The organism is Bacteroides sp., from assembly GCA_036351255.1.
In the GTDB taxonomy this organism is placed as follows: Bacteria; Bacteroidota; Bacteroidia; order Bacteroidales; family UBA7960; genus UBA7960.
Map to the genome: position 1 here is coordinate 1 of JAZBOS010000093.1, position 23,327 is coordinate 23,327.

24 protein-coding genes are annotated in these 23,327 nt (G+C 49.6%); 19 read left to right on the top strand and 5 right to left on the bottom strand.

All coding sequences use genetic code 11. The annotated features are described in order from the left end of the window. The coding region (locus V2I46_08845) for a hypothetical protein (GenBank protein ID MEE4177603.1) at positions 1–476 on the bottom strand (476 nt) is incomplete at its 3' end. A gap of 278 nt (positions 477–754) precedes the next feature. Here V2I46_08845 and V2I46_08850 point away from each other — a divergent pair. Further along, the gene (locus tag V2I46_08850) at positions 755–1,204 is read left to right on the top strand and encodes a cold shock domain-containing protein (protein ID MEE4177604.1); all 450 of its coding nucleotides are present in this window, start codon (positions 755–757) and stop codon (positions 1,202–1,204) included. 254 nt (positions 1,205–1,458) lie between these two features. Here the strand turns inward: V2I46_08850 and V2I46_08855 are convergent, their stop codons facing one another. Beyond that, a complete protein-coding gene (locus V2I46_08855) occupies positions 1,459–1,998 on the bottom strand; it encodes a hypothetical protein (protein ID MEE4177605.1) in 540 nt (179 codons plus the stop codon). Between the two features lie 358 nt (positions 1,999–2,356). Next, the gene (locus V2I46_08860) at positions 2,357–3,241 is read right to left on the bottom strand and encodes a bile acid:sodium symporter family protein (GenBank protein MEE4177606.1); all 885 of its coding nucleotides are present in this window, start codon (positions 3,239–3,241) and stop codon (positions 2,357–2,359) included. Between the two features lie 319 nt (positions 3,242–3,560). Between V2I46_08860 and V2I46_08865 the strand changes: the two genes are divergently transcribed. From V2I46_08865 to V2I46_08900, 8 genes are all read left to right on the top strand, one after another. Beyond that, positions 3,561–4,493 carry an MBL fold metallo-hydrolase gene (locus V2I46_08865; protein ID MEE4177607.1) on the top strand — a complete coding sequence of 311 codons (933 nt, stop codon included), beginning with the start codon at positions 3,561–3,563 and terminating at the stop codon, positions 4,491–4,493. A gap of 261 nt (positions 4,494–4,754) precedes the next feature. After that, positions 4,755–6,701, top strand: a complete 1,947-nt coding sequence (gene dnaG / locus V2I46_08870) for a DNA primase (protein MEE4177608.1) — start codon at positions 4,755–4,757, stop codon at positions 6,699–6,701. A 289-nt stretch (positions 6,702–6,990) separates the two neighbouring features. Continuing rightward, complete coding sequence (locus V2I46_08875; GenBank protein MEE4177609.1) at positions 6,991–7,164, top strand: hypothetical protein; 174 nt, start codon at positions 6,991–6,993, stop codon at positions 7,162–7,164. A 351-nt stretch (positions 7,165–7,515) separates the two neighbouring features. After that, a complete protein-coding gene (locus V2I46_08880) occupies positions 7,516–8,097 on the top strand; it encodes a peptidylprolyl isomerase (protein MEE4177610.1) in 582 nt (193 codons plus the stop codon). Positions 8,098–8,109: 12 nt separating this feature from the next. After that, positions 8,110–9,138, top strand: coding sequence for a phenylalanine--tRNA ligase subunit alpha (gene pheS, locus V2I46_08885; GenBank protein ID MEE4177611.1), 1,029 nt, complete (start codon positions 8,110–8,112; stop codon positions 9,136–9,138). Between the two features lie 177 nt (positions 9,139–9,315). Continuing rightward, entirely contained in the window at positions 9,316–10,053 is a 738-nt protein-coding gene (locus V2I46_08890; GenBank protein ID MEE4177612.1) for a head GIN domain-containing protein, read from the top strand. A 63-nt stretch (positions 10,054–10,116) separates the two neighbouring features. Next, positions 10,117–11,556, top strand: a complete 1,440-nt coding sequence (locus V2I46_08895; GenBank protein MEE4177613.1) for a DUF2807 domain-containing protein — start codon at positions 10,117–10,119, stop codon at positions 11,554–11,556. 112 nt (positions 11,557–11,668) lie between these two features. Further along, positions 11,669–12,409 carry a YebC/PmpR family DNA-binding transcriptional regulator gene (locus V2I46_08900; protein ID MEE4177614.1) on the top strand — a complete coding sequence of 247 codons (741 nt, stop codon included), beginning with the start codon at positions 11,669–11,671 and terminating at the stop codon, positions 12,407–12,409. Positions 12,410–12,643: 234 nt separating this feature from the next. On the opposite strand, the gene V2I46_08905 is transcribed toward V2I46_08900, so the two are convergent. Beyond that, on the bottom strand, positions 12,644–13,873 hold the full coding sequence (locus tag V2I46_08905; GenBank protein MEE4177615.1) for an acetate kinase: 1,230 nt from the start codon (positions 13,871–13,873) through the stop codon (positions 12,644–12,646). A gap of 60 nt (positions 13,874–13,933) precedes the next feature. Continuing rightward, positions 13,934–14,935 (bottom strand): phosphate acetyltransferase, encoded by a 1,002-nt coding sequence (gene pta, locus V2I46_08910; GenBank protein MEE4177616.1) that lies wholly within the window; start codon positions 14,933–14,935, stop codon positions 13,934–13,936. Between the two features lie 210 nt (positions 14,936–15,145). On the opposite strand from pta, the gene V2I46_08915 reads away from it, so the two are divergent. The 10 genes from V2I46_08915 to V2I46_08960 all read left to right on the top strand — a co-directional run bounded on the left by V2I46_08915 (position 15,146) and on the right by V2I46_08960 (position 23,219). Further along, on the top strand, positions 15,146–16,072 hold the full coding sequence (locus tag V2I46_08915) for a DUF4271 domain-containing protein (protein ID MEE4177617.1): 927 nt from the start codon (positions 15,146–15,148) through the stop codon (positions 16,070–16,072). 59 nt (positions 16,073–16,131) lie between these two features. Then, entirely contained in the window at positions 16,132–16,875 is a 744-nt protein-coding gene (locus V2I46_08920; protein ID MEE4177618.1) for a uroporphyrinogen-III synthase, read from the top strand. Positions 16,876–16,937: 62 nt separating this feature from the next. Next, positions 16,938–17,471, top strand: coding sequence for a ribonuclease P protein component (locus V2I46_08925; protein ID MEE4177619.1), 534 nt, complete (start codon positions 16,938–16,940; stop codon positions 17,469–17,471). A 5-nt stretch (positions 17,472–17,476) separates the two neighbouring features. Then, positions 17,477–17,716 carry a membrane protein insertion efficiency factor YidD gene (gene yidD, locus V2I46_08930; protein ID MEE4177620.1) on the top strand — a complete coding sequence of 80 codons (240 nt, stop codon included), beginning with the start codon at positions 17,477–17,479 and terminating at the stop codon, positions 17,714–17,716. A 28-nt stretch (positions 17,717–17,744) separates the two neighbouring features. After that, complete coding sequence (locus V2I46_08935; protein ID MEE4177621.1) at positions 17,745–19,418, top strand: S41 family peptidase; 1,674 nt, start codon at positions 17,745–17,747, stop codon at positions 19,416–19,418. 60 nt (positions 19,419–19,478) lie between these two features. Next, positions 19,479–19,796: a hypothetical protein gene (locus V2I46_08940; protein MEE4177622.1), complete on the top strand. Its 318-nt coding sequence runs from the start codon at positions 19,479–19,481 to the stop codon at positions 19,794–19,796. Positions 19,797–19,820: 24 nt separating this feature from the next. Further along, positions 19,821–20,675, top strand: a complete 855-nt coding sequence (locus tag V2I46_08945) for a hypothetical protein (GenBank protein MEE4177623.1) — start codon at positions 19,821–19,823, stop codon at positions 20,673–20,675. A 2-nt stretch (positions 20,676–20,677) separates the two neighbouring features. Continuing rightward, entirely contained in the window at positions 20,678–21,355 is a 678-nt protein-coding gene (locus V2I46_08950; GenBank protein MEE4177624.1) for a response regulator transcription factor, read from the top strand. A 3-nt stretch (positions 21,356–21,358) separates the two neighbouring features. Beyond that, the gene (locus V2I46_08955; protein ID MEE4177625.1) at positions 21,359–22,678 is read left to right on the top strand and encodes a HAMP domain-containing sensor histidine kinase; all 1,320 of its coding nucleotides are present in this window, start codon (positions 21,359–21,361) and stop codon (positions 22,676–22,678) included. Between the two features lie 151 nt (positions 22,679–22,829). After that, positions 22,830–23,219, top strand: coding sequence for a hypothetical protein (locus V2I46_08960; GenBank protein ID MEE4177626.1), 390 nt, complete (start codon positions 22,830–22,832; stop codon positions 23,217–23,219). The last annotated feature ends 108 nt before the right edge of the window (positions 23,220–23,327 follow it).

Below are 23,327 nucleotides of genomic sequence, written 5' to 3' on the forward strand. Positions count from 1 at the left end.
CGGCGGGCATTGCGGCTTACCACCAGCATCACCAGGGCCAGCAAGGCCAGGATGCCAATGATGGACCAGACCAGGGCATTGTAAAACCCTTTCTTCAGGGGTTTGCCCAGGAAGGGGATGCTGTCCTTGTTGGCAATGGCCTGGTCGCGCGCGGCCTCAGCCTCCTCCAGTTGCCCGGCCTGTTGGTCAAGGCGGGCGTTCACCTCCTGCAGTTCGCCTTCGAGGGCGCTGATCCGCTGGCGGGCCTGGTTGAGCGAGTCGAGCGACTGCCTGCGCAGGTCCTGAAACATATCCTCGCGGATGGCCCGAAACCCGTCGTAGATGCGCGTGCGCCGCTGCACCTCCTCGTACTGCCCCCGCAGGGTTACATCCTCAGGTTCCCCTGCCGCATCCTGCGCAAGCGCTGAGTTCACTGGAAAAAAGGCAAGGGTAAAACCCACTACCAGCACGAAAAAAAAACTTTTCCTTATATCCATTGCATTGATTTTATGAAAGCACGGGGAAATGATCCTATTATTCTCAACCAAATTTATGAAAGTTTATTGTTTGATCCTATGGATAGATTTTTTGTCATCACAAGACTCTTCTCAGCCTTTTCCACAGAAAAGACCTCCCCCATATCTTCCTGCCATTTCCTTTTTATTTAATATTCAATAAATTACCCAAAAACCCCTGCATTTTGATTATCTTTGCACAAACCGGCCCGGCTCCGGGCCAAAAAACCAACGTAAAATAAAATCACGAAAAACACCAAATGGGCAGATCACAAGACAGTTACGGCAAGAAGGAAGTAAGAAACAAAAAAGAGAAAAAGCGCAAGGAAAAGGAAAAGAAGCGACTGGAAAAAAGAGATAAAGATACTTCCGGCAGCCTCGACGATATGATCGCATACGTGGACGCCTTTGGCAACCTTAGCTCCACCCCGCCCGACCCCAAAGACATCGAAGAAATTGATCCCGAAGAAATTGAGGTCAGCACCCCCAAAAAGGAAGACATCCCCTACGACCCCATCCGCAAGGGCATTGTCAGCTTCCTGAACGAATCGAAAGGCTTTGGCTTCATCAAGGACACCGAAACCCAGGAAAGCATTTTCGTGCACGTGAACAACACCCTCGAAGAGATCAGGGAAGGCAACCTGGTAAGCTTTGAGGTGGAGATGGGTCCCAAGGGACCCTCGGCCATCAAGGTTAAAGTGGCCCGATAAGCCAAATCAGCCCTGTAATGGCTTAACCCTTTGCATCTTTATTATTTAGCGGCATTCCTTTTAGGAGCCCCCAAAAGGGTGTTCCTGAAAACTTTATTGCCTTTTTTTCGCCCTTTCTGCTCCCTACCAGGGTCTTATTTCGTTCGTATCATAAACGGGGCATAAACGTTTTAAAACGTTTATGACCCGTTTATGATACGTCTAAACTCAGGATTTGGACCGAGCCTGAAAGAAAGATGTTACACGAATGGCAATCAGTCGTTCAGGGCGATGGCCCGGCCATTAAAGTCAGGATTCTTGAAAGGCCATTCCTCGTTGACCCACGCCTTAACCGTTTCAGAAAAGGTTTGGTACAGGCTGTTTTCGGCTGAGCCGGCCCTGAGCCACCAGGTCACTTCAGCATCGTGGGCAGGATCGCTGGAATGGTTGAGATGCACACAACCGATCATTTTACCGGTTTCAGCATCTACCACGGGGTAGGAAAAGGAGTTGGGCAGAGGGATTCTGCGCTGGGGATATTCCAGCCCCAAGAGGTCGTCCTGCGAGGGGGTATCGTTCACAGGCATATCCAGTGAGGGGATTGGCAGGCCATAATGAGGGTCGGTGCCTCCTGGCCCCTTTGAATGGTGGCTCATCACATCGTGGGCAATCAGCGGCCTGATGATTAAGGACCCTGCTTCAAATTTGGCAGGAGGCTCGAAGTTGCCCGTTACCAGTGCCTGGGTCTGCGTCATCAGGGCAACGGAAAGAAACAGGAGAAAAATGGACGGTAAAAAAGCAAATCGAAATTTCATAAAGCGTTGCAATTAAATGAATGATTCGAGGATAATTTCATCCCTTGTTTTAAAAAAGACCCACAGGATCCATTGATTTATTTGGGCCTTACAAAAAATTACTGCATGGCAAGGCGAAACGGCCGGTAATAATCTTGAAAAAATTGGAATTTTCTGTTCTTTTTTACAGGATAAGCCACTGGATGATCACACCCAACAAGAAGGAAAGTATTTTCATGAAAGTGTATAAGGCCCTTGAAGACAGCAGCAAAGGCCAATGAGGCACAAAGGCCTCAGGCCATCTAAGTGAAAGTGAACAGGCTGCTTATTCCCGTTTTTTTAGTCACGGGTTGAATGAAGTTTCCCTCTGTCCTTTTCCTTATCTCACCACCAGTCTTTTACCCCTGAACCTGAGGTTCATCCAGGCAATAATAAAACCGGCGGTCATAAACATGATTAAACTGTAGATGGCAGGTGAAATGGCCATGACGTCATTGAGCAGAAGGGTGCTTGCGATCAATATTCCCAGGGTCCCGTTCTGGATCCCTGTTTCAATAGAGATGGTAATGCTTTGGGTAATGTTGAGCTTTGCCATTCTTGCCGATAAATACCCAAAGAAGAGCATGACCAGGTTTAATGCCAGGGCAATGGGACCCACGTCCCTGAAGGATTGCACAAAAATATCGCGGTTGGTGTTGATGGCTGCAAAAATGATGAGGAACAAAAGGATACCCGACACGATTTTAACAGGCTTATCCATTTTAAAGGCAAACTTCCTGGCCCTGGACCTGATGAACATGCCAATGGTTACGGGCAACAGGGTGACAAGGGTCAGTTTAACAATGGTTTCAAAAACGGGCAGGGGCACATACTCTCCCTGCTGAAGGAAATGTGCCAGCGAAAAGTTCACGATGAGGGGGATGGTGATAATGGCCACCATGCTCGAGATGGCTGTCATGGTAATGGACAGGGCGGTATCGCCGCGGGAGATGTGACTGATCAGGTTCGAGGTGGGGCCTCCCGGGCAGGCTGCCAGCACCATGATACCTACAGCAAGCTCCAGGTTGTTCAGGCCAAAAAGATAAACCAGCAAAAAACCCACCAGTGGCAGCAAAATAATCTGGTTGACAAAACCTATGGCTGCAGCCTTAGGATACAGCACCACACGCTTGAAATCGGCAGGCGTAAGCGACAAGCCCATGCCAAGCATAATAATGGCCAGCGATAAGGGGAGCATCAAATCAGTCAGGTAATTCGTTTCCATTATTTTTCCGTTTTAGTTTACACTGGGCTCAATAGGCGCTTTTTGTATAAAAAGCGTCGCAAAGATATTGAATTTTAAACACGTGTTCAAAGGCTATGGAAAAATATACAGTTAAACCGGTCTTGTTAGCCAGGCATTAATGATTGCAAGTATTGGAAAAATTTATACTGATTTTAAATTAAATTTGTTTAGTGGAAAGCTTCTCTTTATTTTCCTTGGTTTGAATCAGGATAATTAAGCACCATTCACTGCTATGAAAAAGGCTTTAATCTATATATTGGTGGCATTAACGTTCAACATATAATTAATAGCTTGTATAATGTTCAGGCATTCGCGAGGAATAAAGGATTATGAATCCTTGTTTACACAAGATTTGGATAACCCGTCCAACGGAAGTGTAAAAGTGACCTTTCTTGGGGCAACCTCTCTGTTGCTTGATGACGGAGAAACCCAGATTCTTACTGACGGGTTTTTCAGCAGGCATGGTTTATGGAAAGTGGTTACCAGCCAGATTCATACCGATCGCAAGAAAGTGGACAATGCGATTTCAAAATATGAAATTAACAGGGTTAAGGCCATTTTCGTAAGCCACTCGCACTATGATCACGCCTTTGATGTGGCTTATGTTACTCAAAGAACAGGGGCCGTGCTGTTTGGTTCCCCCTCCACCCTGAACATTGCACGGGGAGGCGGACTCGGTGAAGAACAAATGGCTCCCCTCGAACCGGGAAGAGAAGTCCACATGGGTGCTTTCAGCATTACTGCCATATCGGCCAGGCATTCTCCCCCGAGCTTTTTCAACAACAATATCGGCCATGCCATCGACCGGCCACTAAGCCAGCCTGCATGGGTTTTTAAATATGTTGAGGGTGGTTCTTATGATTTCCTCATAAAGCATGCTGGCAAAAGCATTTACATTATCCCAAGTGCCAATTACGTGGAAGGAATGCGTGACAAGTATAAAGCTGATGTGGTATTTTTTAGCATTGGAAATATTGCCCACCAAAGCATAGAATTTAAAAACACACTCTGGGAGAACAGCATCGAAAAACTCAAGCCAGACCTGGTCATCCCGATCCATTGGGATAACTTCTTCACTCCTCTGAGCAGTAACCTGGAATTGTTTTCTCCAATCATAGACAATACAGGTAAGAGTTTTGATTTCATGATTGAGAAATGCCAGAAGCAAAACATTGATCTGAAGATTCTGCAAGGAGGCAAGAGCATTGTTTTATTCAAAAAAAAGGTATAAGAAACAGGTCCATCAGGTGAGTTTGCTAAAAGAAATTTTCCAGGAGGAACAGGAAAATGAGCGGCTTTCATTTCTTGTAAAAGAAATCAATTCGATGGCCGCCAATGCAAACTGCAATTTACCCGGGACTAAGCCAGGCCTTTCCCATTCGCTGAAGCCGGTTAAAAGTTTAATAAACCCTTTACACTATGCCCTCATCTTGTGATTTTTTCTTTCCTGATTCCATTCAATAATGTGTAAATTCGCAGGAAAATCCCCCGGATGATCACACCCGATACCAAGGAAAAAATCATGGACGCCGTTCGCATCGAAGAGGTGGTGGGCGAGTTCGTGAACCTGAAGAAGCGGGGGGTAAACCTCATTGGACTGTGCCCCTTCCACAACGAAAAGACCCCTTCGTTCAACGTGAACCCGGCCCGGGGCATCTTCAAATGCTTTGGCTGCGGTAAAGGAGGCGATGCGGTGAGTTTCCTGATGGAGCACGAGCATTATACCTTTCCCGAGGCGCTGAAATACCTGGCCAATAAATATGGCATAGAGATCGAGGAAGAAAAGCCTTCCCCCGAGCAACAGCAGGCGATGGATGAGAAGGAGAGCCTGTTCAACCTCTCGGCCTTTGCCCAGAAATATTTTGAGGACATCCTGCACAAGGACGAGGAAGGCAAGGCCATCGGGATGACCTACCTGAAGGAACGGGGCTTCTCGCTCGAGACCATCCGCAAGTTCGGGCTGGGCTATGCCCTCAATCAGTGGGACGCCTTCACCCTTCACGCCAAAAAGCACGGCTACAAGAAAGAATACCTGCTGAATACCAGCCTGAGCAAGGAAAAGGATCAGCAGCTGTACGACAGCTTCAGGGGGCGGGTCATCTTCCCCATCCACAACCTCTCGGGGCGGGTACTGGGCTTTGGGGCGCGCATCCTCACCAGCGAAAAAAACAAGCCCAAATACATCAACACTGCCGAGAGCGACATCTACCACAAGAGCAAGGTGCTTTACGGGCTGTACTTTGCAAAAAGCGCCGTTTCGCGTGAGGACAACTGTTACCTGGTGGAGGGCTATACCGATGTGATCTCGATGCACCAGGCAGGCATCGAAAACGTGATCTCCAGTTCAGGGACCTCGCTGACCACCGAGCAGATCAAGCTCATCCGGCGCTACACCAGCAACATCACCCTGCTGTTCGACGGCGACCCGGCGGGCATCAAGGCCGCCTTCCGCGGCATCGACATGATCCTGGAAGAAGGGATGAACGTACGACTGGTGCTGTTTCCCGATGGCGAAGATCCCGACTCCTACGCCCGCAAATACCGCCCGGTGGAGGTGAAGGCGTTCGTGGAAAAAAACGCCCTCGACTTCATCTCCTTCAAGACCAACCTCTTGCTGGGCGAGACGCAAAACGACCCCATCCGCAAGGCAGGCCTCATCAAGGAAATCGCCCAGACCATCTCGCTCATCCCTGAGCCCATTGCCCGCACCCTGTACATCCAGCAGTGCAGCGACCTGATGCAGATCGATGAGCGCCTGCTGGTGGCGGAAGTCAATAAGTTGCGCCGGCAAAAGGCCACGCGCGATCGCAGCAACGAACCTCCGCAGAAGTTGCCGGAACCCCGGCCTGAGCTTCCCGTTCAGCAGGAAACCCAAAAGCTGACCAATGGCCACCAGGAAAAGGAAGTCATCCGGATGCTGCTGCAGCATGGGGGGAAAAAGATTGAATTTGAGGTGGCCGATGAGGCAGGCAAACCCATGGACATCTCCATCCGGGTCGTTGATTTCATCATCGACGATTTCAGCGACGATAAGCTAGGCTTCGACAATCCGGCCTGCCAGACCATTTTCGACATCTTTGCCCGTCACCGCCTGGAGGATACCATCCCCTCGGAGCAGGCCTTTTTCTCCCACGAGGAACAAAGCGTCAGGGATCTGGCCATCGACCTGATGAGCACACCCCATACCCTGAGCGACAACTGGAAGACCCGTCACCGCATCTTCGTGAAGACCGAAGAGGAGAACCTGAAGCAAAGCCTGCTGGAAGTGTTGTATGCCTTTAAGCTCAGGCGCCTGGAAAAAATGATCGAGGAGAACCAGGAGCGTTTGAAAATTTGTACCGACGAAGAAGAGGCCAACCAGCTGCTTGAAAACGACCGCCAGCTTAAGGCCAAGCGCAGCCTCTTTGCTAAAGAACTCAGCCGCATCATCACGAGGTAAATCCCTCCAGAAACTCCGTTAATATTTAATAGATTTTTTTATTGTCCGCTAATGGACAGAAGCGTATCGTTCCGGACAATTTACATCCGAACAAGGTGCAACATCACTTGGAGGGATATCAGAAATCAACAAATAAATCCGGCCAGCAATCTCCTCAAAAGCACGACTGGCTTCAATTCCGGAAAAGTTAAAAATATTTTCTACAATAATTGGGTTTGTGGTACAGATTATGATAGAGAATAACGCAACCATTTTTGAAAATACTGATTCTTCATTATTCTGCTGTACCATGAAACAAGTACCATTCGATCAACAGATTCATCCCGCCCTTGAGCGCGAAGAGCTCTGGAGCAAAGGCGATTTTCAGCCTTTTTCCAAGCGTGAAAAAATCCAAACGATATCGGTCCATCTGTTAAGACTGATCTTCCTGTTTATCTTGTTGCTGGGGGTATTGAGCTTTTAAGCGCCTGGTAAAATTTTCATCCCCTGGTGAAGCCATAATTCACCCGAGCGGGTGAAAAAATAATGCTGTGTTAAGGCCAGCACAATCTTCACTTTGAAAAATCCAAAACCGCTTCCTCCCGGCGGTTTTTTGTTTCCCCAGAATTTATGATTGGCTTTCTGCGTCATTTTTTTTACCTTTGATGTTTGCAAAAAACCTCAAATTATGAACAAAATTCGCTATTCCTTTATTACGGTTGGCCTTTTTTCGATGATGATGCTGCTGACCTCTTGCGGCAATGCCCGCAACAACGAAAACCAGGATGAGAACACCCAGGTTCCTGCCGGGGAACCAACCCAGGAGGAAGTCCATATGGTGAAGATCACCACGGGTTTTGGAGATATCGTCCTGAAGCTATACAATGAAACCCCTTTACATCGTGACAATTTCCTGAAACTGGTGGAAGAAGAATTTTATGACGGTTTGCTTTTCCACCGTGTCATCAAGGATTTTATGATCCAGGGCGGTGATCCAGCCTCGAGGAACGCTGCGCCAGACCAGGCCCTTGGTAATGGCGGCCCCGGATATACCATTCCGGCCGAAATCGTGGCCGGGTTGTTTCATAAAAAAGGCGCCCTGGCAGCAGCGCGCCTGGGCGACCGGATGAACCCCGAGCGCGCCTCCTCCGGTTCGCAGTTCTATATTGTCCAGGGAAAGGTCTGGACTCCTGAAGAGCTTGATATGATGGAACAGCAGCGCGGGCTGACCTTTAGCGCTGAACAGCGCCAGGTATATACCACCATTGGTGGCACACCCCACCTGGATGGCGGCTATTCCGTGTTTGGTGAAGTGGTGGAGGGTCTGGATGTAATCGATCAAATTGCCGCCGTGCAAACTGGCGCCGCCGACCGCCCCATTCAGGACGTAACGATGACTATTGAGATCCTTCCATAATCTGTTTTCTCTATGACCGAAAAAATCAAGGCCCTGCTGGAAGAGGTGGAGGCTTTCCGTGCCGATACCCAAGAGCAGGTGGAGGCTTTCCGTGTGAAGATGCTTTCCAAAAAGGGGCTCATCCCAGCCTTGTTCCAGGATTTCAAAACGGTGGAACCGGCACTTCGCAAGGAAATGGGGCAGCAACTGAATGATCTGAAGAGCAGGGCTACCGAAAAGGTGAATCAGCTAAAGGAACAGCTCGAGCAGGCTTCCGGCCCCAAGGGGGGGCAGGAGCAGCCCGACCTGAGTATGCCTGCCGATTTTGCGCCCCTGGGATCACGCCACCCTATTTCCATTGTCCGCAACCGCATCAACGGCATCTTCGAGCGCATCGGCTTTGTGGTGTCAGATGGCCCCGAGATGGAAGACGACTGGCATAACTTCAGCGCCCTGAACTTCCCCGAAGAGCATCCTGCACGCGACATGCAGGACACCTTTTTCTTTGGCAAGAACCCCGACCTGGCCCTGCGCACACACACCAGCTCAGTGCAGGTGCGTGTGATGGAAAGCCAAAAGCCCCCCATACGGACCATTTCTCCGGGAAGGGTATTCCGCAATGAAGCCATCTCGGCACGTGCCCATTGTATCTTCCACCAGGTGGAAGGGCTGTATATTGATAAGGGCGTGTCGTTTGCCGATATGCGCCAGACCCTGCTCTATTTCGCCCGCGAGATGTTCGGCGAGAAAACCCGGATTCGTCTGCGGCCTTCCTTCTTTCCCTTTACCGAGCCCTCGGCAGAAATGGATGTGTCGTGCAACATTTGCGGCGGCCCCGGATGCCCCATCTGCAAGCATAGCGGCTGGATCGAAGTGATGGGATGCGGAATGGTGGACCCCAACGTACTGAAAAACTGCGGCATCGACCCCGAAATTTATTCGGGGTATGCCTTTGGGATGGGCATCGAACGCATTGCCATGAACATCTTCCAGGTCCGCGACCTGAGGATGTACTTTGAAAACGACCTGCGTTTCCTGCGGCAATTCGAATCAGCCCATTAGCAAAAGCATAATATCCTGAATAGGAAAACACAGCCCGGTGGAAAAGAACACCGGGCTTTTTTGTTTCCGCAGGGAAAATTTTAACGTTTTCCAATTTTCTGAAAAAAATATTCCTTTTGCTGTAACATTTAATGGGCAACATCGTCATACCACTGAAACGCAAACAAAACAGAGCTTATGAAACCACAAACAACCAGGACTTTTTCTTTTTTAACCCTGCTGGTCACGTTCGTTTTCCTTTCTTCCTGCACCTATTCGGAAGGCAAGGTAACGCGGGGCGATGGCAATGTGGTCACCTCCACCATTCCCCTCAGTGATTTTGATGAGATCGATCTGCAGGGAGGCTTTAACGTTGTGCTTAAACAAGGCAGTGACTTGGAGGTAGTCATCGAAACCGACGAAAACCTGATGGAACTCCTGGATGTGGAGGTACGTGGCAAAACCCTGTATGTCAGCACCACCCGTGAAGCAGTGCTTAAGCCCACCAAAATGATCCTGACAATCACTTACCCTGCCCTGCGCGGGATTACTGTAGGCGGGGCCTGCAAGATTGAATCAGAAGAGGTGATCCAGAGCGATGACCTGCGTTTTGATATCAGCGGTGCGGCCGAAATCGATCTGGCCATCGTGGCCGAAGTGTTACGCACCGAACTGGCCGGGGCTGGCAGCATTAACTTTGAAGGTAAGGTTCGTGAACACTACATTGACCTGGCAGGGGCCAGCAGCCTCGAGGCCAAAGAACTGATCACTGAGGTGACAGAGATTGACCTCAGTGGTGCCGGTTCAGCCAGCGTTCATGCCACAACCTCGCTCAGGGCAAGTCTCAGCGGGGTAGGCAGCATCAAATACTATGGTAATCCCGGAGAAACACAAATCGACAAATCAGGCCTGGGGTCCATCCGCAGTGCTGAATAAAACATATCATTTTCCCTTTGCAACCATCAAACAATTTCACTAACTGTTAAATACGAATCAACCATGAAAACGACTTTTTTGAACAAGACCATTGCAGCCATCACCCTGTTGCTTTTCCCCCTGCTGACCTCAGCCCAGTACTATGAGGTTGAGCCGTTCACCGGCGTCAAGTCAGGCAGCGTTTTTTCCATTTACCTGTATCAGGGCAACACCTATGAAGTGCTGTTGGAAACCGATAGCACCCTGATCCCTGACATCCAGGTTAAGGTATCTGGCAATATCCTTGAACTTGAATATACTGGCAGCGTTCGCAACCTCGAACGCATCAAAGCTCACGTAACCGCACCCCAGTATGTCTTACTGCAGGGCAGTTCGGTAAGCAGCTTCAAATCTGAAGTTCGCCTCCTGACCCCTTCGCTGAAGATAGTAGGCGGCGGAGCCACCAGTTTTGACCTTGATGTAGAGACCGAATTGCTGACCTCTGAGTTCAGCGGAGCAGCCAACGCCACACTAAGCGGGATTGCTAAAGTTCACCAGGTAAAGGCTTCCGGAGCCTCCCAAGTAAAGGCCTTTGACCTTGCCACTGAAACCACCGAGGTGGATATCTCAGGGGCTTCCGCAGCCAGGGTGTATGCTTCTTCCGTCCTCACAGGGAAAGTGAGCGGCGCCTCTACCCTTGGGGTGAAAGAGACTCCCGTGACGCAGACCGTCGAGTTGTCAGGTCTTTCCACTATAGTCGATGCCGACGATGTGGTCGTGGCCAAATCGCAGAGTCTCTCTGATACCGTCAGGGTAAGGGTAGGCTCGCGTGAAGTGACCATCGTGGACGGGGATGATGTCACCACCCGCAAGATTCCAAAACCGCGCTCCTTCCGTAAGAACTGGGCCGGCCTCGAATTGGGCATCAACGGCTTCATGACCCCTGAGCGGAGCATCAACCTGCCTGCCGATCAGGAGTTTCTCGACCTGCGTTATGAGAAATCAGTGGCTGTCAACCTCAACCTTTACCAGCAGACCCTCGCCCTCATGGGTGACCAGGTAGGCCTATACACCGGTATCGGGCTGGGATGGAACAACTACAGGCTCAGCAACGACATACTGCTGATCAAGGGCCCCCAGGAACTGGAATATGAAGTCCTTGAAACCGGGCAGCCCAGAAAGAACAAACTCACGATGATGATGATCAACGTGCCGCTGATGCTGGAATTCCAGACCCGCTCACATTCCGAATTCTCCAAGTTTCATATGGCTGCAGGCCTGAACCTGGGTTTCCGGGTCAGCTCACACACCAAGCAGGTGTATGAAATTGATGGCAAGAAAGACAAGGTGAAAACCCACGAAGATTTCTACATCAATCCTTTCCGTTACGACCTGCAGGCACGTATGGGATGGGGCAAGATCAACTTCTTCGCCTCCTATTCGCTCAACAGCCTGTTCCGCGAGGGCAAGGGGCCCGAGGTTTACCCCTTCAGCATTGGCCTGCGCATCGTTAATTTCGACTAACCGTTACCCCTCAATATCATCCCTAGCCAGCCCCGTTTCGGGGCTGGTTTATTTTTTTCTCAATTGGGGACTTTTTTATAATTTTACAGCCCGAAATTTAAAGCAAAAAAATATGTCAGGTCACAGTAAATGGTCAACCATCAAACGCAAGAAAGGCGCACTCGACGCCAAGCGCTCGAAGATCTTTTCGAAGATCATCAAGGAAATCACCGTTGCCGTAAAGGAAGGTGGTCCTGACCCGGAAGGCAACCCCCGCCTGAGGCTGGCCATATCCAACGCCAAGGGCGCCAACATGCCCAAGGACAATGTACAGCGTGCCATCACCAAAGCCAGCGACAAGAATGCCAGCAGCTTTACTGAAGTGACCTACGAGGGCTATGCCAATTACGGGGTAGCCGTTTATGTGGAATGCCTGACCGACAACCTGCAGCGCACCGTGGCCAATGTCCGCTCATACTTCAATAAACACAACGGCAAACTCGAAACCAATGGCGCCCTGAGCTTTCAGTTCGACCGCAAGGGCGTGTTTACCGTCCCCATGAGCGGGCTCGATGAAGATGAGTTTATGATGGAAGTGATCGATGCAGGCGCCGAAGAGGTGGAGACCGAAGATAACTTTTTCACCATCTACACGGCCATGGAAGACTTTGGCAGTATGATGAAAAAGCTTGAAGAGATGAATATTGAAGCCGAGAACGCGGAGCTGCAACGCATCCCGAAAACCACCGTTAAACTTGAAAAAGAACAGGCACAGAAAGTGATGAAACTCATTGAAATGTTTGAGGATGACGACGATGTCCAGAACGTGTTCCACAACCTTGAGCTCACCGACGAAATGATGGAGGATATGTAATCCCAGGCCTAAAAAAGATCGGAAAGCCGCTCCCAATGCTTAAGGGGCGGCTTTTTTTGTTTTAAATCTCTTATTAAAGACTCCCTGAAAAGTGGGATCAAAATCGGAGTTAATACGGAGTTTATACGGAGTTTATACGGTTTAAACCGTACAAACTCCGTATTAACTATTTCTGAGATACGAAAAAAAAAGGCCGCCTCAAAGGGACGGCCTTGATAAAGGAAACAAACGGAATTAAATTTCCTGGTTGTTATTGTTCTTGAAAGCTACGATCTTAAGGGTATCGTGAGCGATGACAAGTTCTTCGTTGGTAGGCACCACCATCACCTTCACGGGTGAATCGTGGCGTGAGATGAGTTCAAGCTTGCCACGGATGCCGGTATTACGCTCGGGGTCGAAGTTCACACCAAGGAACTCCAGGCCTTTGCACACGGCTTCGCGGGTTTCGGGGCCATTCTCACCAACGCCACCGGTAAAGATGATCAGATCGACACCACCCATGGCAGCTGCATAAGCCCCGATATATTTCTTAATGCGGTAAATATACATTTCAAGGGCCAGCTGGGCGCGCTTGTGGTTCTCATTCCAGGCTGCGTTTTCAATGTCGCGCATATCGTAGGAGATGCCGCTGATTCCCAGGACACCACTTTTCTTGTTGATCAGGTTGTTGGCCTCATCAATGCTGAGGTCTTTTTTCTTCATAATATAAAGCAGGGCCCCCAGGTCGAGGTCGCCGGAGCGGGTGCCCATAATGAGGCCTTCCACGGGGGTAAGGCCCATAGAGGTATCTACCGATTTGCCATTCTTGATGGCGGCCACCGAGGCACCGTTTCCTAAGTGGCAGGTAATGGCCCTGACATTGTCCTGACGCATAAACAGGGCATCGCAGGCACGCTGGAACACGTATTTGTGGCTGGTGCCGTGGAACCCATAGCGGCGGATCTTGTCTTCCTCATAAAGTTCGTAGGGCAGGCCGTACATATAGGCGTGCTGCGGGATGGTCTGGTGGAAAGCGGTATCGAACACAGCTACCATTGGCACCTGGGGCAGGAGTTTCTTCATCGAAACAATCCCCTTGAGGTTGGCGGGGTTGTGGAGCGGGGCAAGCTCAATGACATCTTCAATGTTTTTCATCACCTCATCGGTGATCAGCGCGCTGGCGCTGAAGTTTTCGCCCCCGTGGGCTACACGGTGCCCAACGGCAAAGATGTCATCAACGGTTTCGATCACACCATGATCGGGATCGAGCAGGGCTTTCAGGATCAGGTTGATCCCTACTTCGTGATCTGGCACGTTTTTAATTACCATATAGGTTTCCTTGCCCTTGGGCTGATGCTTCAGCTCACTGTCTTTCAGACCAATACGGTCAAGGAGCCCTTTAGCCAGCAGTTCGGCATTGTTAGCCATGTTGATGAACTGGTACTTGATGGAGGAACTCCCGCAGTTTAGCACTAATATTTTCATTTCTTTATTGGAATTGATTTGAGTGTATGGGAAAAAGATTAATTTCGGAAGGAAAGGTTATTATTTGCCTGCGGCCTGGTTAACGGTGATGGCCACCAGGTTGACGATATCATCGACCGAGCATCCCCTGGAGAGGTCATTGATGGGTGCTGCCATCCCTTGGAGCACAGGCCCCACGGCCTCGGCGCCTGCCAGGCGCTGCACCAGTTTGTAGGCAATGTTGCCCACCTCGAGCGTGGGGAATACCAGCACATTGGCTTTGCCGGCAATGGGGCTGCCGGGGGCCTTGCTTTGGCCGATGGCTTCCACAATGGCGGCATCGGCTTGCAGTTCGCCGTCGATCTTCAGATCGGGGTCCATTTCCTGGGCCAATTTCGTGGCTTCGATCACCTTGTCGCACATCGGGTGGCTGGCGCTGCCCTTGGTAGAGAAGCTCAGCATGGCTACGCGGGGTTCTATGCCAACGATGGCACGGGTTGTCTTTGCGGTGGTCACGGCAATCTGTGCCAGTTCAGCTGCAGTGGGATCGGGATGGACGGCACAGTCGGCAAAGACCATGATGCCATTCTCGCCCCATTTTTCTTCTTTCATAATCATAATAAAGGCTCCCGATACGACACTGATGCCAGGCAGGGTCTTTACCACCTGGAAGGCGGGGCGCAATACGTTGCCGGTAGAATTGGCTGCCCCGGCCACTTCGCCATCGGCCTCCCCGTTCTTGATTAGCAGGGTGGCCAAGTAAAGGGGGTCGGCAACCAGTTGGTAAGCTTCCTCACGGGTCAGGCCCTTATTTTTACGAATCTCAACAAGCATATCGGCAAAAAAGTCCCTGCGGTCCCAGGTAACCGGATCGATAATATTGGCCTTTTCAATCGAACCAAGGCTTTCCTTTTTGGCCAGGCGAAGGATCTCCTCGCGGTTGCCCAGTAGAATGATGCGGGCAATGCCTTCTTCAAGTATGATATTGGCTGCTTTCAGGGTACGTTCTTCAGTGCCTTCGGGCAAAACAATGATTTTATTTTCCTTTTTGGCTTTTTGCTTGATAGATTCGAGTAATTGCATGCTAAAGGGTTATTTAGGTGACTGATTATGTTGTCATTAAAAGTGTGGCAAAATTAGGATTAATTTATGCCGGGGCAAAGGAAAACTGTATTTTTTTTCACCAAACCAGGAAAGTCAGAACTTTAATTTGTTATTTTTTTCACAAGCAGGATTTTATACGATACAGGTGTGAGCGGTCAAAAACCACTACCTTTGTAAAAATTTCTGGCCATGCAAGCTGACAGGAACTCCATAAGCCGCCTCTTTTTCTTCCTGGCTTTGCTTCCCCTGAGCCTCGCCCTGCAGGCCATGCCAGCCTTGCCGGCACTGGTTTTTTCGTTTCCCGATACTTTTCCTGCTTTTGAAAACAGCTCCTGGCTAAAAGAAGCTGGAGCGGAAACTGATTCGACGGAAGCAATGACCGTGACCAGCACTTCGTCCTATTACGGCAGTCAGCACTTGTTGACTGCCGGTACTATCCGACCTGAGCCGCTGAAAGAGCGGGCAGACCTGGACTGGATCCTATGGGTTGTAATTGCAAGCACGGGGGCTATCGCTTTAGCCCACCTGCTTTTCCCCTCACGCACGCGGCAGTTTTTCAGGGCGACCCTTGGCGGGCGACATTTCAGCCAAATGGAACGGGACGGCGGTTTCTTTGATGAGACCCCTTTCTGGCTTATGTTTTTCAATTATTTGCTGATGCTGTCACTGCTGATCTATCTAACCATCCAACAGCTTGGCACAGGCAGCATCCCCGGCAGCCTTCATGAAGGAGTGATTTTTCTGTTGGTGCTGGGGCTGCTAATCGTTTATTATCCCCTGAAAAGGATGTTTACAAGTTTCCTGGCGTGGGTATTCCGCACCCAACCCACCAATGAAGCCTACATCAAGAACCTCTTCCTGTTTAATAACCTGGCAGGCATCCTTATCCTGCCCTTTGTCGTGTATCTGGCTTACACCCCATCGCTTACCGGGCTTTACCTGGTTTGGGGCCTGCTGGTATTGCTTAACCTGGGCAAAGGATTTAGGGGGGCAGCCATCGGGTTTCAGCAACCCGGTTTTTCGGTGTATTACTTAATTTTGTACCTTTGTGCCATCGAATTGGCCCCCTTGCTGATCCTGGCCAAGGCTGCCACAAATGTTCTTTACCCCCTGTAAACGGGGGCTTTTAAATGGACGCTTCAATTCGTTAACCAATAAAATTAGGAGAAGGCGCTTTGAAAATAAAACATGTTTTAATATCCCAGCCCGCCCCAGAAGGAGAAAAATCGCCCTATGCCGATCTGGAAAAACAATTTAACCTCAACCTGACCTTTCGCAAGCTTATTAAAGTGGAAAGGATCAGTGCCAAGGATTTCCGTAAGCAGCGCATTCACATTCCTGACTTTACTGCATTGATCTTCACCTCGAAGCATGCGGTGGATCATTTCTTCTCCCTGGCAGAGGAAATGCGGGTACAGGTCTCCGAGAACATGAAGTATTTCTGCACCTCAGAAGCTATTGCGCTTTACCTGCAAAAATACGTTCAATACCGCAAGCGTAAGATTTTTTTCGGCAAGACCCAATTTAATGACCTGCTCGATGTCATCCGGAAACAAAAGGATGAGAAATATCTCTTTGTGTGTGCCGAGAATCATCAGAATGACATCCCGCAACTGATGGACCAATATAAGGTGAACTTTAAGTTTGCCCCTATATACCGCACGGTTCCGGAAGATGTTTCTGATTTGAAAATTAATGAGTTTCAAATGATGATCTTTTTCAGTCCGTTTGGAGTGGCCTCGCTGAAGAAAAATTTTCCCGATTATGTTCAGGGAGAAACGATCATCGGTGCTTTTGGTGATGCTACAGCCCAGGCTGTTGAAGAGGAGGGCTACACCCTTCACATCAAGGCGCCCAACGAGAAATGTCCGTCGATGGCCATGGCCATTGGGGACTTTCTCCAGAAGAACAAAAAATAGGGCAGCGGCCGGACAGCCTGTTTTTTTATTCAGTCCGGAAATAAACTGACCACAAGGGTTGCATGCAAACCTTCAGGAAAAGCGAACGGCTCTGTACTTTCCGTCTCAAGGAACTGCTTTTCAACCAGGGAGAGGGCTTTTTCGTCTATCCCTTTCGCATTTTTTTCCTGTTTCTGGATGATTACAACCTGGAGCCACATTTCTTCAAGGACAACGGGGTGATTTTTGAAGGACAGGCCCAACCCCTTCCGGAGCATATCGCCAGGCAAAACCCCACCTGGCCTTTTCGCCAGTTGCCATCTTCGGCACTATTTACGCATCCTGCCAAAGCAATGGTTTCGGTTTCCAAAAAAAATTACAAGAAAGCCACCGAACGCAACCTCCTCAAAAGGCGAATAAAAGAAGCCTATCGGAAAAACAAACAGGGCTTTTATACGTTTCTTGAAGACGAGAAGCTTTTATGCCTGCTGGCCTTTGTGTATACTTCCCGTGAAATACTGCCTTACAGCGAAATAGAAAATAAAATCATCTTAACTTTGCAAAAATTACAAGCGGAGGCTGAAGCTAATAAGGCGGCCAGCGCTCCCCGGGAATGATCAAAATGGCTGTATTGAGATTTATAAATAAGGCGCTGATAATGCTTATGGTGGGCTTGATCAAATTCTACCAGGGAGCAATTTCGCCTTATCTGCCCAACAGTTGCCGTTATACGCCGACCTGCTCGCATTACGGGGTGGAAGCCATCAGGAAGCATGGCCCGTTTAAAGGGGGCTGGCTTACTCTGAAAAGGTTTTTGTCGTGCAACCCCTGGGGAGGCAGCGGCTACGATCCAGTGCCTTAAATTATTTTTTTTACTTAAATTTTGTCCGATGAATCTGCTGAAGAAATTCCATAAGAAAACGAGAACCCTTTTACTGATTCTGAGCCTTTCGGGGATGGCCGTGGTTTTTACCGCCTTTAATTCGCAAAACTTTGAGATTGCAAAGAATCTTGACATCTTCGCCAGCCTGTTTCGCGAGATCGTTGTAAACTACGTTGATGATGTAAATCCCTCCGAGTTGATGAAGACTGGCATCGATGAGATGCTGTATTCGCTGGACCCCTATACCAATTTCATCCCGGAGTCGCAAATTGAGGACATGCGTTTTATGACCACCGGGCAATACGGTGGTATTGGGGCGCTGATCACAACACGTGGAGATTATACCATCATCACCGAACCCTATGAAGGCTTTCCGGCATACAAGGCAGGCCTGTTGCCCGGCGACCGCATCCTTGAAATCAGCGGGCAGTCGGCAAAGGGAAAATCCTCGGAAGATGTGCGCGAACTATTGAAGGGGCAACCCGGCACCACCCTGTCACTGCTGATTGAACGCGATGGGGAGCCTGAGCCATTTTTGAGGGATGTAATCCGTGAGGTAGTGACCATAAGCAACATACCCTATTATGGAATGCTGGATGAAAAAACCGGCTATATCAAGCTGACAGGCTTCACCCAGCATGCAGGCCGGGAGGTTAAGGAAGCCCTTAATGAATTAAAGGAAAATAACAATATTGAAAATATTGTGCTTGATTTGCGCGGCAACGGAGGAGGCTTGCTCAATGAAGCTGTAAACATCACTAATCTCTTTGTAGAAAAAGACGAATTGGTGGTAAGCACCCAGGGCAAGATAGCAGATCGCAACACAAACCACCGCACCCTCAATAACCCCATTGACACCGAAATTCCCCTGGTGGTATTGGTTGACAGGGGTTCTGCTTCTGCATCGGAGATTGTGGCTGGGGCTATCCAGGACTTCGACCGCGGAGTTATCCTTGGTCAGCGCACCTTTGGCAAAGGACTGGTGCAGAACGTGATCCCCCTGAGCTACAACACCCAACTGAAGGTCACGGTAGCCAAGTATTACATTCCCAGTGGACGTTGCATCCAGGCCATTGATTATGCCCAGCGCAACGAGGATGGCAGTGTTGCGCTGATTCCCGATTCATTGAAAAAAGCCTTTAACACCCGTAATGGTCGCGTGGTATATGATGGAGGCGGGATTGAACCCGATATAGCGGTGGACGCCCAGAGACTGAGCAACATCACCTTCGCCCTTGCCAGCCGCTTCCTGATCTTTGACTATGCCAACCAGTTTTACCGGGAGCATGAGAGCATTCCTCCTGCCGACCAGTTTGTGATCACCGATGAAATCTTTTTTGAATTTGTTGACTTCCTTTCCGACAAGGATTATGAATACGAAACCCGCAGCGAAAGGCTCCTGGAAGAATTGAAGGAAGCCTCGGCCCATGAAAAATATTTCAGCGCCATCGAAACGGAATATAAAGCCTTGCAGCAAAAGATGATGCACAACAAGGAAGAAGACCTGATCACCTTCAGGGAAGAAATCACGATGCTGCTGAAGGAAGAAATCGCCTCGCGCTACTATTATCAGAAAGGGCGTGTGCTGGCATCACTTTCACAGGATCAGGAAATTGCGCGTGCTCTGGAAATCCTGGCAAACGGAAACGGATACCAGAAGATTCTGGCTGTGCAACAGTAAAATTCATTTATTCTTCATTTTGGGGTTCTATCTTTGCATTATATAAAACGTCAAAATCAAATGAAAACACTGCTCACCATAGCATGGATGCTTTTGCTTGGGGCTGTGGTTCAGCCGTTATATGCCCAGGAACCTGAGAAAAAAACCCCGGAAAAGGAAGTAGAAAAGGTACAACCCCCTCAGACTCCTACCGAGACCCCTGTAGAACAGGCAGAAAAGGAAGAGGTTAAGCAGGTTGCCCCCAACAAGTCAGCGGAAGAAAGGAATCGTCAGCGCCTGCGTCAGGACCGCGGTGCACGGCCCGAGATAATCCGTCCCGGTGGCCGTCCTGCAGGGGCAGGCCGTCCAAAAGGAGCTCGCCGCCCGGGCAGAAGATAAGCCATAACCTTTTCTGAACCATCCATGAGAAATTTGCTGATCAACAGTCTGCTGCCCTTGTTTTTGCTGGGCTTTATGCCGGTTTTCGGTCAAACCGAACTACCAGCCGACAGCCTTGCAGACAAAGAACCAGCCCACCAGTTTTTTGCTGGTGCAGGCTATGGCAGCGACCTGATCTATTACGGTACAAGCGTATCGGGCAACCAGCCCTATTTCTCAGGTGAACTGATCTATGCCTGGGAGAAAGGCCTTTGGGCCGCCGCCGCATTCTATCACCTGCCCGAACAGGAACCTTTCTTTTCCTTTGTTGACCTCTCAGTCGGGTATTCCTATGTCTTCAACAAAGTTTTCGATGCCGGCCTCAGCGTTTCGCAATATCACGGAGGAGAAAGCATCGACACCACTTTTTATGCTGATTATACCTTCCTGAGTGCCAGCCTTGGGGTTGACTGGAGGCTGCTTTATACCACCTTCACACCCGGATGGCTCCTGGCAGAGGAAAACAGTTTTTACCTCGTGGTGGACAACACCCATTATTTCCGCACCCCTTCTTTCGGAAAAAAAGACAGCTATTTTACCTTTAACCCGGGTGTTTCCTTCCTGTTTGGCAGTTATGCCTGGCTCAGGCAATACGGGGGCCAGGGTGGTGGCGGACAAGGACCGGGGCCGGGAGGAAACCGAAACACTTATGCGACCACCGTTGAAGAAGAAGACTTTCGCATGCTGGATATGCAGCTAAGCATTCCGGTTGAATTCTACCTCGATCGCCTGAGTATTGAGTTTGAACCCGCATATTTTCTTAACTTTATCGGTGACGAAAACGGGGATACTGAAGGGCGGTTCTTCTTTACCCTGGGATTTTATTATAAGATCAACTGAGGATGAATGTACTGATTGTAGAGGATGAAAAAAGCCTGGCACAAGAAATCGCCGACTTTCTCAGCAAGGAGCATTACCTGGTAGAAGTCTCCACCACAGGTATGGATGCTTCTGAAAAGATCGCTGTAAACCTTTACGATTTTATCCTGCTCGACCTGGGATTGCCCGACTATGATGGGCTTGACCTGTTGCGGGAGGCCAGAGAGATCAATCATGAGGCCGCTTTCATTATCATTACCGCCCGCGGAGAAGTGGACGACCGGATCAAAGGATTGGACCTGGGGGCTGATGATTACCTGGCCAAGCCTTTTTCACTTGCGGAGCTCAATGCCCGTATGGCTGCCATCGCCCGACGCAAATTCGGGATGAAAACCAACCACATTCAATTTGGCGACTTTTTGCTGGACCCTCTTTCCCGAAAGGTTACCTGCCAGGACATTGAAGTGGATATCACCAAAAAGCAGTTCGACCTGCTGCATTACCTCCTCCTCAGCAAGAACAGGGCGCTGACACGCATGCAGCTGTATGAGCATGTTTGGGGCAACCTGCTGGGAGATGAATACGACAGTAATTTCATTGATGTCCACATAAAGAACCTGCGAAAAAAACTGGCTGAATATGCCCCGGTCGACTGGCTTGAAACCGTCAGAGGTGTAGGATACAGGGCTAACATCGACTGATTCATGAAGCTGCGCTACAAGCTTGCCTGGTATAATTTGCTTACGAAACTTATTTTCGTAATGATTTTCCTCCTGGTGATGCCTTATTTCCTGGAAAGGGTTAATATTATCCAGACGGATAATGAACTCATCAACAAACGGGAGCAAGTCATTGGACTCATTGGAGAGTTTGGGGTGGAAGGGCTTATGGCAGGAAATCTGGACCAGGGCATCGGCAGCTATAACATCCTGAAGCAGGAATACATCAGCCTTGAGCCAGCCCCTTCCGACAGTCTCTGGAACTTCATTGAAGTGGCCCAGCGCAGGGTGGACAACGAAATCATCGATTACCGGGTGCTCAACTATTCATTTATTGTGGATGGGGAAACCTATCTGCTGGAGATCGGCACCAGCCTCGACAGTATTTATGAGACCGAAAGAAACATCCGCAACATTACCCTGATCCTGCTTGGACTCTTTGTAATTATTTCCTTTGTGGCCGATACCACCCTGGCGCGCGTGCTCACCCGCCCGCTTGAATTGATCACCCATAAACTCAGGGAAACGAAAAGCCCGGCGCTCTTCGACCGGACGCCGGTACAAACAACTACCACCGATTTTGCCTATCTCGACCTTACGCTGAATGAGCTCATGCAAAAGATCGATGACCTCTTCACGCGAGAAAAGGAGATCACGGCCAATATTTCGCACGAGTTGCTAACCCCAATATCGGTGCTGCAAAGCCGCCTTGAAAACCTGATCAGCAATGGAGACCTGAAAGAGCAGAGTGCTGAAAAAGTATCAGAATCGCTGCGCACCCTTCATCGTCTGAAAGGCATCATCAACTCCCTCCTGCTCATAGCCAGGGTTGAGAATCACCAATTCATTAAAAACGACAACTTTCCCCTGCAGGAATTACTCACCGAGGTGATAGAAGAGATTGAGCCGGTAGCCAATGATAAGGGGCTTGATATCCTCACCCGCTTTGATTGCGAACAGCACCTCAGCAAGGCCAACCGTTCGCTTTTATTTACCTTGCTGTTTAATATCATCAACAACGCGGTGAAATTTTCGGGCGATACTCCGGCTGGACCGGTGGAGATTCATTGTTACGTTGAAGGGAACAACTTTAAAGTCAGGATCAGAGACCATGGACCGGGAATCCCTCCCGAACAGGCAGCAGACCTTTTTCAACGCTTCAAAAAACGCAAGTCGCCCGATGGGCATGGACTGGGACTAGCCATTGCCAAAACCATTGCCGATTTTCACGGAATTGTCATTCGACTGGATTCCCCATCCGGACAGGGCACTGCTTTCACGCTGGACTTTCCCGCAGATTTGTAAAAAAATCAAAAAACTGCTTTGATTTGCATGTTTTTCATAATTCCTTCATGCATGGGGTTGTAATTTTACCCTGTAATTGAATGACAGCGGTTTCTTACCCCTTTCAGGAGAAATCAAAAAGCAAATTCGTAAACCTAAAATTCTTACAGAGATGAAAAAATCCATGTTAGTCATTGCCCTGGCACTGGGCATAAGCAGCGCCGCCCTGGCCCAGACCCAGGAACCTCAGAATGTTCGCAACCGTCAGCGCGACCCGCAGAACACCGAGAATCAGGTTCAGCAGCGCGAAAGACTTCGTGTGCAGGATCCTACCACCCACAACCCCGAGGCTGTACAACAAGCCCAGACTCGCCGCGAAGAGCGTAAAGCCCTCCGTGAACAGCGCAAAGCAGAGAAGCAACAACTTCGTGAACAACGCAAGCAGCAACAGCAGCAGCGTCTGCAGGATGGTTCAGGAGCCGGTCGCGGAAACCAGAACCGTCCACAGGGCAATCGTCCCAACCAACCCCGTCAGGGACGCGGTGGCGGTGGCCGCAGGTAAGACCTGAAAAAAACAACAACTCCCCTTTCAAGGAAAAGAGGCTGCCTCAGTCAAACGAGGCAGCCTTTTCTTTTTCCCCTTACGGGAAAAAATATTTTCGACTGGCTT